Origin of the sequence: Geomonas edaphica (genome assembly GCF_004917075.1) — a bacterium.
Taxonomy (GTDB): domain Bacteria; phylum Desulfobacterota; class Desulfuromonadia; order Geobacterales; family Geobacteraceae; genus Geomonas; species Geomonas edaphica.
Map to the genome: position 1 here is coordinate 102,345 of NZ_SSYB01000004.1, position 12,313 is coordinate 114,657.

Genomic DNA, 12,313 nt, shown 5'->3' on the forward strand with positions numbered 1-12,313 from the left:
AGGAGTGGGGAATGCGCAATAAAATCACCGGATGCCTTGTTGTTCTCAGTTTAGGAGCGCTGGTAGCGGGAGGCTGCGCCAAGAAAGAGATCGTGAAGCCCGAGGAGCAGGCTCCGGCTGTTACGGCACCCGCCCCTGAAGTGACCAAACCGGCCCAGCCGCAGGCACAGCCGCAGGCACCGGTCACCGAGCAGACCCCGGTTCGCGAACCGGTGGTGGCCCCGGAACCGACCAGGCAGACGACTGGTTCCACGGGCACCGACTTGCAGGGGCAGTTGCAGAAGATCTACTTCAACTTCGACTCTTCGGACCTCTCCGAAGACTCCCGCAGCACCCTCTCGAAGAACGCGGAATACCTCAGCAAACAGCAGGGGATCAAGATCCGCATCGAAGGGAACTGCGACGAGCGCGGCTCCGACGACTACAACATGGCTCTGGGCGAGAGAAGGGCCAAGTCGGCAAAGGATTACCTCGTCAACCTCGGAATCGCCGCCGACCGGATCAGCACCATCAGCTACGGCGAGGAAAAGCCCGTAGACCAGGGTCACGACGAGGCGGCTTGGGCGAAGAACAGAAGGGACGAATTCGTCGTCGTCAAGTAACGCGTGCGCGCACCGACAAAAGGAGCCTACGGGCTCCTTTTTTTATCTTTAGGGCAGCTAACGAGGAGGTTCTGACATGTCAATGACGAGGGTGGCGCTGGGTGCGCTGGTTCTGCTCACCTTTTTCGGCTGCGCCAGCCAGAGTGATCTGGAATCGGTCCGCCGCGACACGGACGAGATGAAGAACCGCATCTTCACCCTGGACAAAGGGCTGAACGAAGTCCGCGGCGAGGTGAAAGAAGGGGTTGAGAAGTCGCTGGCCGGTTACCGCCATAGCCTGGAAACGCTGCAGACGGACGTCGCAGGCTACCAGAAGGATATGGCCTCCATCCGCAAGGGGGGCGCCGACCTGCAGGCAACGCTCGAGAGCGCTCGGGTGGACATGCAGCTTCTCACCGGAAAGATCGATGACGTCCGCATCATGGCCCAAAAGCCCGCAGACGACATCGCCCTTTTGAAGGAAGACCTGAACAAGCGGCTGTCCGCCATCGAAGAGCGCATGACGAAGCTGGAGAAAGGGCTCGAGGAGCAGAAGAAGAAGCAGCTCCCTGCGCCGGTTACCCCGGAGGTGCTCTACCAGCAAGGCTATGACGCACTGAAGGGCGGAGAGAGGGCGAAAGCGCGCGAGATCTTCGCTTCATTCCTGCTCCAGTTCCCCAAGCAGCCCCTGGCAGCCAACGCACAGTACTGGATCGGCGAGAGTTACTATTCCGAGAAGAACTGGGAACAGGCGGTGCTGGAATTCCAGGAAGTGATCAAGAACTACCCTTCGAGCGAAAAAACTCCGGCGGCGATGCTTAAGCAGGGTATGGCCTTCAGGGAACTTGGCGACAACAAGAGCGCAGCCTACATCATGAGAAAACTGGTGGAGGAGCACCCGAAGAGCGAAGAAGCCAAGGTCGCCAGGGAGAAATACAAAATCAAGTAAGCCGCAACACAGGAAGGACTCCGAGAAGGCCCTCCTGCCAAAAACGGGAGGGCCTTCCCGTTTCGGCACCACACGTACAAGAGCAAAGGAGACGACGATGTTCCTGGCCAGAGACAAAAACAACGACCTTTACCTTTTCGACAAGCTCCCGACCAAGGGGAAGGAGTGCTGGTGGGCTGAAACCGGCGTGGACGGTACCTACCTGAAGCTGGACAAATCCCTCTACCCGGAGATCACCTGGGAGACGGAGCCTGTTCCGGCCGAGCTTAAGCTCACGCAAAAGGGATAAGAAAGAGGCGCCTACAGCGGCCTGAAGGCGGGCTTGATGTTCTCGGGGGTGAAGTTCTCTCCGACGGCCCACCCCTTCCCAGTGACGAGCAAGGGCTGCAGACGGCAGGCGATGTAGCCGATCAGATTCGCGGGCTCGGGGAGGTCGGAGGCGATGGTGACCACCCGGAAGCCTACGAAATCCCCCTCATCCGGGTACCCGGGGGCCCCCTTCAAGGTGCAGCTCCAGAGCTTCAGCTCCCCTTCCGGGGCGGCGAGGCTCACCATGAAGGTGCGCTCGCCGTCGCGGTTCATCCCGCCGGATTCCTCGACCAGCGCGGGGACCAGTCCCCCGATGAGAGGGGTGTAGCCGATCGAGCAGGCGTGCGCGAAGGCGCTCCGGGCGTCGGGGAACTGCAGCACCTCTTGCTTCTTTCTGAACCAGTTGAACATGGCGTCACCTGCGGGATTGGGATGCTAGAGTATACCGGGTTTGCGGATACAAAAAAAGGCGGGTCACCCCGCCTTTTCCAGTACGTTTCTTTTCGATATGGCTAAGCCTTCTTTTCCGGCTCGGTTGCTGCCGCGGCGGCCACCGGCTCGGCGACGTTTCCTTCCACCTTTGCCCTGAGCTCCTCAGCCTCCTTGGCCTTCTCCTCCTCGGCCTTCTTCTTAGCCTCGGCGAGCTTCGCCAGGTGTTCCTTCTCCTCGTCGGTCCTGCTGTCCGCCTCGATGGTCTGCTTGAAATCGTCCGTCGCCTTCTTGAACTCGGCCAGCCCCTTCCCAAGGGACTTCGCCAGGTCAGGGAGCTTCTGCGGCCCGATGACGATGAGCGCTATAACCAAAATGATGACCAGTTCAGGCATCCCGATTCCAAACATACTATTTACCTCGCGTGTGCGGCGTTTAAACGCCCGTCAGATATGTAAAATTTCGATGAAATAATAGAGGTTTTGACTACCGGTGTCAAGCTTGCAAAGCCGCGGTCTTAATTGGTTTGACATGGACTCTAACATTGTCTACTATCGGTCCTGTTTACCATATATTTCAAATGAGAAACATTGCTTTGGTGGTGATAAACATGGCGCAGGAAACTTTAAAGTCAGATATTAAATCTTTGCTCAGGAAGCGTAATGCCGTGCTCCTGGCACATAACTACATGCGCGACGAGGTACAGGAGATCGCCGACATTACCGGTGACTCCCTCGCCCTCTCAATGGAAGCGGCCAAGACCGACGCCGACGTGATCGTCTTCTGTGGCGTTCACTTCATGGCAGAATCCGCCTCGATCCTCGCACCGGAAAAGACCGTGCTGCTCCCCCGCCTCGATGCCGGTTGCCCGATGGCCGACATGGTCACCGTGGAAGGGCTGAAGGAGCTCAAGGCTAAGTACCCGGGTGTACCGGTGGTGACCTACGTGAACTCCTCCGCTGCGGTGAAGGCCGAGAGCGACATCTGCTGCACCTCGGCGAACGCGCTCAAGGTGGTGCAGTCCATGAGCGAGAATGAGATCATCTTCGCCCCGGACAAGAACCTCGGCAGCTACGTCGCCCGTTTCACCGACAAGAAGTTCCACCTCTGGGAAGGGTACTGCCCGACCCACGAACGGCTGCGGCCCGAGGTGGTCGTGGAACTGAAGGACCAGCACCCGGGCGCCCCCTTCGTCTGCCATCCGGAGTGCAACCCCGCCGTGGTGGCGCTGGCCGACCACGTCTGCTCCACCACCGGGATGTACGACTACTGCCGCAAATCAAGCGCGAAACGCTTCATCATCGGCACGGAGGCGGGCATCCTCTGGCGCCTCAAGCGCGAGAACCCGGACAAGGAGTTCATCCTCGCCTCCCCGGCTCTCATCTGCCCGAACATGAAGCTCACCTCCCTAGAGGACGTGCACGAGGCGCTCGTCAACATGCGCCCGGTGGTGAAGGTCCCCGAGGAGACTCGCGTCCCGGCCAAGCGTGCACTGGACCGCATGCTTGCCATCCCGAGGGACTAAAACAGGAGAGACGCATGATCCGATCCTTCAAAGGCATGAACCCCAAGATCGATCCTTCCGCCTTCATCGCCGAGGGTGCCGTCATCATCGGTGAGGTGAGTATCGGTAAGGAGTCGAGCATCTGGTACAACTGCGTGGTGCGCGGCGACGTGAACTCCATCACCATTGGGGACCGGACCAATATCCAGGATCTCTCCATGCTGCACGTAACGCATAAAAAACACGCCGAGGACCCGGGCGCTCCGCTCGTCATCGGCAACGACGTGACCGTAGGCCACAGCGTCACCCTGCACGGCTGCACCATCGAGGACGGCGCCTTCATCGGGATGCAGGCGATGATCATGGATAAAGCGGTCATCGGCAAGGGGGCCCTCGTGGGTGCCCGGGCTCTCGTCACCGAGGGGACCGTGATCCCACCCGGCACCCTCTGGGTTGGCTCCCCCGCGAAATACAAGCGGGACCTGACCGAGAATGAGATCGCCTGGCTCGGACGCTCAGCCGGGAACTACGTCCGCTACTCCCGCGAGTTCATGGATGACCCGGCGACGCCGCGCCGCACCGACAACGAGTAGAAGATTTACCGGGGCCCACCGCGGCCCGGAGACGATGCATACGATGGAAAACAACACGGGCGGGGAGACGATTCCGCGCCGGCGCGAACAGCTCATGGAGCTCTTCGACGCGCTCTTCAAGCGCTACGGCGCCCTCAATTGGTGGCCTGCCGACACCCCCTTCGAGGTCTGCGTCGGCGCCATCCTCACCCAGAACACCAACTGGGGAAACGTAGAAAAGGCGATAGCGAACCTGAAACGGGAGGGGCTCCTCTCGGTCGAGGCCATCCGGGATACTCAACCGGAGCGGCTCGCCGAGTTGATACGCCCCTCCGGCTTTTTCAACGTGAAAACGGTGCGGCTCAAGGGGTTCGTGGAGTGGCTCTTAACACGCCACGGAAGCCTCGACGTGATGTTCGCCGGAGAGTGGCGTCCGCTGCGCGACGAGCTCGTCAGGGTCCCCGGGATCGGACCGGAGACCTGCGATTCGATCCTCCTCTACGCCGGGCACAAGCCATCTTTCGTGGTGGACGCCTACACCCGCCGCCTATTCTCGCGTCTGGGGCTGGTCAGTGAAAAGGACGACTACCACGAGGTGCGCGCCCTGTTCATGGAGCATCTCCCCCCCGACGTACCGCTGTTCAACGAATACCACGCCCAGATCGTGGAGCACTGCAAGCGCCACTGCCGGAAAACGTCTGTCTGCGACGGATGCCCGCTGAAAGCCGCCTGCTGCTGCGCCACCCCCTTATAGAGAGCCACATGAGAAACTTCGCCAACGTCTTCCTGATCCTCTTCTTCGCCGACGGCTTCCTCTCCGTTCTTGACGAGATTTCCTCGCTTTTCGGACCGGTGGAGCCGCTCTCCCTGTTCCGGATGCAAGTCGCCAGCACGGTGCTTTTCTTCGCCGTGCTCCTCTACATCTGCATGTGGGTGGACCGGCGCATCCCCAAGCGGCTCTTCCTCCCGCTGATCCTCTTCCCGTTCGCGGTCCCCATGCTCGCCTGGCTCATCCCGGCGCTCGGCGAGTCGCGGATCTACTCGATACTCATGTCCTTGATCCAGGTCGGCGTCCCTCCCATGCTCATCGCGCAGTACCGCGACGGCAAGGCGCCCGGACTTACCCTACCCCCATGGCGCTTCGAAGGCCCCGTGTTCGGCCTTAAAAACACCCTTTTGTTCACCGCGGCGAACGTGGTGGCGCTCCCGGTCTTTTTCACCCTCTTCACCCTTAGTAGCGCCGACGCCTGGGCCAACCTCAACACCGCGGGCTTCGTGCGCGTGGCGCCGGGCGGCCTGTACATGACCGAGCGCGTCTACAAGCGGGGGAACCAGACCGTGAAGCTTTCCGGGATGATCCACGTGGGTGAGAAGGGTTACTACGAGGACGTGACCAGGGGGCCGGTGCAGGGGCGCACCGTCGTGCTGGCGGAAGGGGTGACCGACCGCAGCCAGGTGCTGAAAAACCGCTTCGATTACCGGAAGGTGGCCGACTTCCTGGGGCTCGCCTCCCAGGAGAAGATGCTCTTTTCCGGCAACGTCATCGACGAAAAGGCACTCGACGCTGCGCGCCGCCCCGCCGGCAAGGGGCCCGACATCGTGCTCGCCGACACGGACCTCGCCACCTTCCGTCCAGAGACCCTTCTCTTTCTGAACCAGGTCGGCAAGGAGCTCGGGAGCCACGGCTCCGTCGTCGACGGGGTCCTGAGCCTCAACCGCTGGGCCGAGAAGAACGTCACCCCGAAGATGTACGACGTCATCAGGGAGGACATCCTCACCCGCCGCAACGAGGTGGTCCTCAGCTACCTGGATCGGGCCTTGAAGGGATACGACACCGTGGTGATCCCTTGGGGCGCGCTGCACATGAAGGGGATTGAGGCCGGGGTGAAAGAGCGTGGCTTCGTGCTGAAGGAAGAAAAGAAGCGCCTCGGCGTGGACTTCCAAACCATCGCCGAGGCGAATAAGAAGTAGCTAGAACTGTTCGGAATCCTCACCCGCCTGCTCCACTCCCCAGAGCACGTCCAGGAAGTTCTTGAGGATGCGCGCGGTCAGTCCCCAGATCTCGTCCTCGCCGTAGAGGTAGAAGTACATCGGGTAGTTCTCGATTCCCTTGTGGTTCCAGTATTCGACGCGGTAGACGCCGGGCTTCGAGAAGTGCGACAGCGGCACCTCGATCAGCCGCTCGATCTCGGCGTCGTTCACGGTGAGGAGGTAGTTTTCCGGGAAGATCCCGACCACCGGGGTGACCAGGTAGTTGTGGATGGAGTGGCAGTCGTCCAGCTCACCCAGGATCTCGACGTCGCCGGGATCGATCCCCACCTCCTCCCACGCCTCGCGCGTCGCCGTGTCGGCGCTGTCGCGGTCGCTTTCCTCGCAGCGCCCCCCCGGAAAGGAGATCTCGCCGCTGTGGTGCGTCAGGTGGGTGGTCCTCTTCGTGAAGAGGACGTGGTACTCGCCGTCTTTCATGAAAAGCGGGATCAGGACGGCGGCGGGAACCGGCCCGGCCTCCATCGGGACGCGCCGGCGCTCGGCGAGAGAGCGCTTCAGCCTCTCCCGCACTTCGGCCGGCTCCAACGCCCTGTCCTGACCGTTTTCCGCGGTCAGAGCACCGGCTCCTTGGCCCTTTTCTTGAGCTCCGCGATGGTGGCGGCGTAGTCGGGGGAGTTGAAGACGGCACTCCCCGCCACGAAGACGTCGGCACCGGCGTGGGCGATGCGGGCGATGTTGTCGATCTTCACGCCGCCGTCCACCTCGAGCTCCGCCTCGATGCCGCGGCGGTCCATGGTGGAGCGGAGCGCCTGGATCTTCGGGATGCACGCCTCGATGAAGGACTGCCCCCCGAAGCCCGGGTTCACCGTCATGAGCAGGATCAGGTCGAGCTCCTCCATGACGTAGTCAAGGACGTTCAGCGGCGTCGCCGGGTTTAGCGACACACCCGCCTTCTTCCCAAACGACTTGATGAGCTGGACGGTGCGGTGCAGGTGGTTGGTCGCCTCGGCGTGAACCACGATGATGTCGCTCCCCGCCTTGGCGAAGTCCGGGATGTAGCGGTCCGGGTCGACGATCATCAGGTGCACGTCGAGCGGCAGGGTGGTCGCACGGCGCGCCGCCTCCACGATGAGCGGGCCGATGGTGATGTTGGGGACGAACTGGCCGTCCATGACATCGACGTGTACGTAATCGGCGCCTGCCGCCTCGATGGCCTTGATCTCCTCGCCCAGGCGGGCGAAGTCGGCGGAAAGTATGGAGGGAGCGATCTTTTTCATGGTTTCTCCTACTTGATTTTCTTGAGCCGGGCGGCGAAGAAGCCGTCCATGCCGTCGCGGTGCGGCCAGCTTCTGAAGAAGCCGCGCTCCGTGAAAAGCGGGGTCAGTTCGGGGAAGAGCCCGCGCAGGTCCTCTGCGACGAATTCGGGGTGGTCGCGCAGGAAAGTGTCCACCACGAACTCGTTTTCCTGGACGCTGGTGGAGCAGGTCGCGTAGAGGAGCGTCCCCCCCTTCTCCAGGTACTTGCAGAGGTTCTCCAGGATGGAGATCTGGGTCCGGGCGAGCTGCAGGAGATCGTCGCCGGACTTGCTCCATTTCCCTTCAGGGTTGCGCCGGATCACGCCGAGCCCCGAGCAGGGGGCGTCCACCAGGATCCTCTGGAAGACGACCTCCTTGATCGCGGGGGAGGGGGAGGTGGCGTCCATGGTGAAGGTGCGCACCGAGGTGATGCCGAGACGGTCACAGGTATCCTTGATGAGCCGAAGTTTCTTGTGGTTCACGTCGCAGGCGTAGATCTCGCCGGAATCCCCCATGAGCTGGGCGATCTGCGTCGACTTGCCGCCGGGCGCCGCGCAGGCGTCGAGCACCCGGTCCCCCTTCTCCGGCGAGAGAAAGAGCGGGGCGAGCTGGCTCGACTCGTCCTGCACCGTGAAGAGGCCGTCGCGGAAGGAGGCAAGCCTCGTGATCTGCCCGGACTGGTTCAGCCTGATCCCGTCCGGAGACCAGCGGGTCGCGCTGCAGCTCACCCCCTCGGCGGTCAGACGCTCCAAGAGCGCCTCGCGCGAGACGCGCAGCGTGTTCACCCTCACGGTCAGCGGCGGGGGCTCCGACATGGCAGCCGCCAGCGCCTCGGCCTCCTCCACACCCATCTGCTCGACCCACTGCCGGGTGAGCCATGCGGGGTGCGAGTAGCGCACGGCTAGGTACCCTGCCGGGTTCTCGGCGCGGTCCGGGTAGCGGATGTTGTCGCGGTTTCGGTCCGCGTTTCTAAGGATGGCGTTGATGAAGCCGGACGCGCGCGGCGCGAGCTCCTTGGCGAGCTTCACAGTCTCGTTCACCGCGGCGGAAACCGGGACGCGGTCGAGGAAGAAGCACTGGTAGAGCCCGAGGCGCAGCAAGAGGAGCACGTAGAGCTCGAGCTTCTCGGTCCTCTGCTTGGAGAACTGCCCGATGATGTAATCCAGGGTCCCCTGTCGGCGCAGGACGCCGTACACCAGTTCGGTCAGAAGGCCTCTATCGGCCCCCTTGATGATGTCCTTGGAGAGCTCGTGGTCTATGAGGATGTCTGCGAAGGACTTTTCTTTTTCGATCCGGAGCAGGATATCGAAGGCGGCGCGGCGTGGGTTTTTGCTGGACAAATTACTTCCTTTCAGGGGTGAAGATCTGGGCGAGGCCGGAATCATTATATGCATTTCGCCCAAAATCGCAAGCGGTTAGGGCACTTGACATAGGAAATACAGGGGCTACCCTTTAGCCTGGGTTTAATGATAACCGAGAGGAGGGTTTACCATGATACCTTGGGAAACGGACATGGGAAAAGCGCTGGCTCGGGGGAAGGCGGAACAGAAGACACTGCTGCTTGAGTTCTTCAGCCCGGAATGCATCGGCTGCAAACAGATGGAGGCGGTAACTTTCGCCGACCCGCAGGTCGTCAACTTCATCTCGGACCACGTCATACCGGTAAGGATCCCGGTCAGTTCCGTCACCCAGACCGCCGACTTCCGGGTGAGCTCGACCCCTACCCTCATCACCCTCGACCTGTACGGCCGCGAACACCAGCGCAGCGTCGGCTTCCTTCCCCCCGCCGACATGATCGGCTCGGTGCTCCTCGGCATGGGCAAGGTCTGCCTGGACAACGGGCAGTTCAACGAAGCGGTGATCCAGTTCAACACCCTTTTAAACGGTTGCCCGAAGAGCGCATCGGCGCCCGAAGCGGTCTACCTGCGAGGCGTGGCGCGTTTCAGTGCGAGCCACGACCCGACGGCCCTCAAAGACATCTATCAGCAGCTCTCCAGCCAGTATCCTGAGAGCGACTGGACAAGGCGCGCCGAGCCGTTCACCCTGCTTTGATCTTTTCAGCCGCACCAGGTTTTTATTCCACATGGGGGGCGGCAGCCATGCCGCCCCCTTTTCATGATGTGATTCTATGATGCATGCCCTGGACCACATTTTCACCGGACTTCTCTTCGCCTCGCTGGCTGCCCTCGCGCTCCTCTCGGCCGGGCATGCCCTCGTCAACAAGCGCGATCCCCGCTCTGCGCTCGGCTGGATCCTCACCTGCCTCGCCATTCCGCTTTTCGGCCCCATCTTCTACTGGGGGATGGGTGTCAACCGCATCTACAGCCGCGCCAAGCGCTGGCACCGTGAGTCAGGTGCCCTCCCCATCATCCCACCGACGGTGAAGGACGTCCCCACGGCGCGCCTCCCGGGTGAGCTCGCCTACCTGAGGGAATTAAGAAACCTCTCCGAGCGCGTCGTAAGCACGAGGCTTCTCCCGGGCAACCACCTGATCCCCCTGGAAAACGGCGAGGAGGCCTACCCGGCCATGCTTGCCGCCATCGATGCGGCCGTCTCTTCGGTACATCTCTCCACCTACATCTTCGACGGTGACGACACCGGCAGGCGCTTCGTCGCCGCCCTCGCCCGGGCGGCGGACCGCGGGGTCGAGGTGCGGGTGATCGTGGACAGCCTGGGGGAAAAGTACTCAAAGCCTACGGCGCGGGAGCTATTGAAGGGGAGCGGTGTGAAATTCCGCCATTTCCTGCCGCTGCGTCCGGGAGGGTACCTGAACCTGCGCAACCACAGAAAGATCCTGGTCGTGGACGGGCGTATCGGATTCACCGGCGGCATGAACATCGGCAGCAGGCACATGGTGACCACGCCCGCGCCGGTGGTGAAGGACCTGCACTTCCAGGTGCTCGGCCCGGTGGTGGCGGACCTGCAGAGAACCTTCGTCGAAGACTGGCACTTCGCCAAGGGGAAACAACTGACCGACGCGCGCTACTTCCCCGAACTCGCAGAGGCGGGAAGCGCCCTCGCCCGGGCGGTGAGCGACGGGCCGGACAAGGACTTCCGCAAGCTCAACTGGATCATCCTCGGCGCCCTTTCCTGCGCCCGCAGGACGGTGACCATCGTGACCCCCTACTTCATCCCGGACCGCCCGCTCATCTCGGCGCTGATCACGGCGGCTTTGCGCGGCGTCGAGATCACCCTGGTGCTTCCCGAGGTGAACAACCTCCCCTACGTGCAGTGGGCGAGCCGCTCCTACCTGTGGGAACTTCTGCAACAGGGGGTGCGCATCTACGCCCAGCCCGCCCCGTTCGTGCACACGAAGTTCATGGTGGTGGACCGGAGCTGGAGCCTGATCGGAAGCGCCAACCTCGACCCGAGGAGCCTCCGGCTCAACTTCGAGTTCAACCTGGAGGTCTACGACCTGGAGTTCGCCGCCGCCCTCGAGGGGCGCTGCATGGCCACCCTCGCCCTATCCCGGGAGATCACCCTCGCCGAGATGGACGCCCGCCCGCTCGCCGCGAAGCTGCGCGACGCAGCCGCGAAGCTCTTCTCCCCCTACCTTTAACCCGTTTCCGCCCCCCCGGATCCCGCCAGGGAGACCCGGTTCTTGCCCATGCGCTTACTGCGGTACATGGCGAGATCGGCCTGCTTCAGCACGCTCTTCAGATCGTTGCCGTCCGCGGGGTAAGAGGCTATTCCCGCGGAAAGGGTGCAGTCTATCAGTTCCCCCTCGTAACTGAAGGGACAGTGGTCCATGGCCCGCACGATCCGCTCCACGGCGGGACGGATCTGCTCCCTGTCGTGGTCGTTGTACATGACGATGAACTCGTCCCCCCCGAAGCGCGCCGCGACGTCGCTCTCCCTGATGTTGGCCTGGATGATGCGGGCGGTCCACTTGATGAGCTCGGTGCCGGCCAGGTGCCCGTAACGGTCGTTGATCTGCTTCAGGTTGTCCGCGTCCAGCATGCAGATGGCGAATGGTGTGCCGTAGCGGCGCGAGATCTTCTCCTGCTGCAGGGCGAGAGTCTCGAAGCTGCGCATGTTGTTAAGTCCCGTGAGGTCGTCGGTGAGCGACAGGCGCTCCACATTGGCCCGTGCCCACTCGGCCTCGCCGGAGAGCATCGCCCCCACGTGCGCCATGAGGACGAAGGGGACCACCCTGATGAGATGACCGGTGATGTTGCCCAGAAAGGCGGGCGAGGCGCCGGCCAGGAGCAGGAAATAGCAGGCGACCGCGAGTCCCGCCATGAGGTAGGTGGTCCGTCTCCCGAGAATCAGCGAGGTGGCCATCAAGATCAGGTAGATGACCGGGACGAAGGGGCTGTCGGCCTTCCCGGTGAACCAGCAGACCGCCACAAGATAGCCGAGCAGCAGGGCGAGGTCGAGGGAGGCCTTCATCTGGAAGTTTTTCAGGAATATGCGGGTTAGCGTGAGGCTGCCGATGAGGGTGAGTGAGAGGATCGATACGAGCAGAGTTCCGCGCCCCGGGAAGGGTACCAGGTAGGAGTCGAGCAGTACCAGCCCGACCAGGAGCCAGGCGATGAGGCACAGCACCCGTTTGTGACCGGTGTGCCGTGCTATGTCGCCCGCGCTGATCCAACCCTTTCCCTCTACCATCCCGGCCGCCTCGGTCATCAGTTTGACTGCTCCACTTGGAGCTTATCGGCAGAGCGGCGGGAAAGTTGACGGCA

15 protein-coding genes are annotated in these 12,313 nt (G+C 62.3%); 9 read left to right on the forward strand and 6 right to left on the reverse strand.

The annotated features are described in order from the left end of the window. The first annotated feature begins 11 nt into the window (after positions 1-11). The 3 genes from pal (at position 12) to E8K79_RS11215 (ending at position 1,819) form a co-directional block, all read left to right on the forward strand. Positions 12-602 carry a peptidoglycan-associated lipoprotein Pal gene (gene pal, locus E8K79_RS11205; protein ID WP_136514828.1) on the forward strand — a complete coding sequence of 197 codons (591 nt, stop codon included), beginning with the start codon at positions 12-14 and terminating at the stop codon, positions 600-602. Positions 603-678: 76 nt separating this feature from the next. Then, a complete protein-coding gene (ybgF, locus tag E8K79_RS11210; protein WP_135869456.1) occupies positions 679-1,530 on the forward strand; it encodes a tol-pal system protein YbgF in 852 nt (283 codons plus the stop codon). 97 nt (positions 1,531-1,627) lie between these two features. Beyond that, positions 1,628-1,819 (forward strand): hypothetical protein, encoded by a 192-nt coding sequence (locus E8K79_RS11215; RefSeq protein ID WP_135869455.1) that lies wholly within the window; start codon positions 1,628-1,630, stop codon positions 1,817-1,819. Between the two features lie 11 nt (positions 1,820-1,830). Here E8K79_RS11215 and E8K79_RS11220 read toward each other — a convergent pair whose 3' ends face one another. Both E8K79_RS11220 and tatB read right to left on the reverse strand, forming a co-directional pair. Beyond that, complete coding sequence (locus E8K79_RS11220; RefSeq protein ID WP_136514829.1) at positions 1,831-2,250, reverse strand: hypothetical protein; 420 nt, start codon at positions 2,248-2,250, stop codon at positions 1,831-1,833. A gap of 101 nt (positions 2,251-2,351) precedes the next feature. Further along, positions 2,352-2,678 (reverse strand): Sec-independent protein translocase protein TatB, encoded by a 327-nt coding sequence (gene tatB / locus E8K79_RS11225; protein WP_129124583.1) that lies wholly within the window; start codon positions 2,676-2,678, stop codon positions 2,352-2,354. A gap of 200 nt (positions 2,679-2,878) precedes the next feature. Here tatB and nadA point away from each other — a divergent pair, with 200 nt between their 5' ends. From nadA to E8K79_RS11245, 4 genes are read left to right on the forward strand one after another with little or no spacing between them, the layout of a single operon-like run. Then, positions 2,879-3,793 carry a quinolinate synthase NadA gene (gene nadA / locus E8K79_RS11230; RefSeq protein ID WP_136514830.1) on the forward strand — a complete coding sequence of 305 codons (915 nt, stop codon included), beginning with the start codon at positions 2,879-2,881 and terminating at the stop codon, positions 3,791-3,793. A 14-nt stretch (positions 3,794-3,807) separates the two neighbouring features. After that, positions 3,808-4,365, forward strand: coding sequence for a gamma carbonic anhydrase family protein (locus E8K79_RS11235; RefSeq protein WP_136514831.1), 558 nt, complete (start codon positions 3,808-3,810; stop codon positions 4,363-4,365). 43 nt (positions 4,366-4,408) lie between these two features. After that, a complete protein-coding gene (locus E8K79_RS11240; RefSeq protein ID WP_136514832.1) occupies positions 4,409-5,098 on the forward strand; it encodes an endonuclease III domain-containing protein in 690 nt (229 codons plus the stop codon). A gap of 8 nt (positions 5,099-5,106) precedes the next feature. Then, positions 5,107-6,315: a TraB/GumN family protein gene (locus E8K79_RS11245; protein ID WP_136515535.1), complete on the forward strand. Its 1,209-nt coding sequence runs from the start codon at positions 5,107-5,109 to the stop codon at positions 6,313-6,315. Here E8K79_RS11245 and E8K79_RS11250 read toward each other — a convergent pair whose 3' ends face one another. From E8K79_RS11250 to rsmB, 3 genes are read right to left on the reverse strand one after another with little or no spacing between them, the layout of a single operon-like run. Continuing rightward, a complete protein-coding gene (locus E8K79_RS11250) occupies positions 6,316-6,918 on the reverse strand; it encodes an NUDIX hydrolase (RefSeq protein ID WP_246043805.1) in 603 nt (200 codons plus the stop codon). 26 nt (positions 6,919-6,944) lie between these two features. Further along, positions 6,945-7,610 carry a ribulose-phosphate 3-epimerase gene (rpe, locus tag E8K79_RS11255; protein ID WP_135869449.1) on the reverse strand — a complete coding sequence of 222 codons (666 nt, stop codon included), beginning with the start codon at positions 7,608-7,610 and terminating at the stop codon, positions 6,945-6,947. An 8-nt stretch (positions 7,611-7,618) separates the two neighbouring features. Beyond that, complete coding sequence (gene rsmB, locus E8K79_RS11260; protein ID WP_136514833.1) at positions 7,619-8,968, reverse strand: 16S rRNA (cytosine(967)-C(5))-methyltransferase RsmB; 1,350 nt, start codon at positions 8,966-8,968, stop codon at positions 7,619-7,621. A 151-nt stretch (positions 8,969-9,119) separates the two neighbouring features. On the opposite strand from rsmB, the gene E8K79_RS11265 reads away from it, so the two are divergent. Together E8K79_RS11265 and cls are read left to right on the forward strand one after the other, a co-directional pair. Further along, entirely contained in the window at positions 9,120-9,680 is a 561-nt protein-coding gene (locus E8K79_RS11265; protein ID WP_135869447.1) for a thioredoxin fold domain-containing protein, read from the forward strand. Positions 9,681-9,759: 79 nt separating this feature from the next. Then, a complete protein-coding gene (gene cls / locus E8K79_RS11270; protein ID WP_136515537.1) occupies positions 9,760-11,187 on the forward strand; it encodes a cardiolipin synthase in 1,428 nt (475 codons plus the stop codon). On the opposite strand, the gene E8K79_RS11275 is transcribed toward cls, so the two are convergent. Beyond that, on the reverse strand, positions 11,184-12,257 hold the full coding sequence (locus tag E8K79_RS11275) for a GGDEF domain-containing protein (protein WP_246043806.1): 1,074 nt from the start codon (positions 12,255-12,257) through the stop codon (positions 11,184-11,186). The two genes, cls and E8K79_RS11275, sit on opposite strands and share 4 nt — an antisense overlap. Between the last annotated feature and the right edge of the window lie 56 nt (positions 12,258-12,313).

Bases quoted from the DNA above. Each gene is read 5' to 3' on its own strand.
- pal (WP_136514828.1), top strand. From the start codon at position 12: ATGCGCAATAAAATCACCGGATGCCTTGTTGTTCTCAGTTTAGGAGCG.
- ybgF (WP_135869456.1), top strand. From the start codon at position 679: ATGTCAATGACGAGGGTGGCGCTGGGTGCGCTGGTTCTGCTCACCTTT.
- E8K79_RS11215 (WP_135869455.1), top strand. From the start codon at position 1,628: ATGTTCCTGGCCAGAGACAAAAACAACGACCTTTACCTTTTCGACAAG.
- E8K79_RS11220 (WP_136514829.1), bottom strand. From the start codon at position 2,250: ATGTTCAACTGGTTCAGAAAGAAGCAAGAGGTGCTGCAGTTCCCCGAC.
- tatB (WP_129124583.1), bottom strand. From the start codon at position 2,678: ATGTTTGGAATCGGGATGCCTGAACTGGTCATCATTTTGGTTATAGCG.
- nadA (WP_136514830.1), top strand. From the start codon at position 2,879: ATGGCGCAGGAAACTTTAAAGTCAGATATTAAATCTTTGCTCAGGAAG.
- E8K79_RS11235 (WP_136514831.1), top strand. From the start codon at position 3,808: ATGATCCGATCCTTCAAAGGCATGAACCCCAAGATCGATCCTTCCGCC.
- E8K79_RS11240 (WP_136514832.1), top strand. From the start codon at position 4,409: ATGGAAAACAACACGGGCGGGGAGACGATTCCGCGCCGGCGCGAACAG.
- E8K79_RS11245 (WP_136515535.1), top strand. From the start codon at position 5,107: ATGAGAAACTTCGCCAACGTCTTCCTGATCCTCTTCTTCGCCGACGGC.
- rpe (WP_135869449.1), bottom strand. From the start codon at position 7,610: ATGAAAAAGATCGCTCCCTCCATACTTTCCGCCGACTTCGCCCGCCTG.
- E8K79_RS11265 (WP_135869447.1), top strand. From the start codon at position 9,120: ATGATACCTTGGGAAACGGACATGGGAAAAGCGCTGGCTCGGGGGAAG.
- cls (WP_136515537.1), top strand. From the start codon at position 9,760: ATGCATGCCCTGGACCACATTTTCACCGGACTTCTCTTCGCCTCGCTG.
- E8K79_RS11275 (WP_246043806.1), bottom strand. From the start codon at position 12,257: ATGACCGAGGCGGCCGGGATGGTAGAGGGAAAGGGTTGGATCAGCGCG.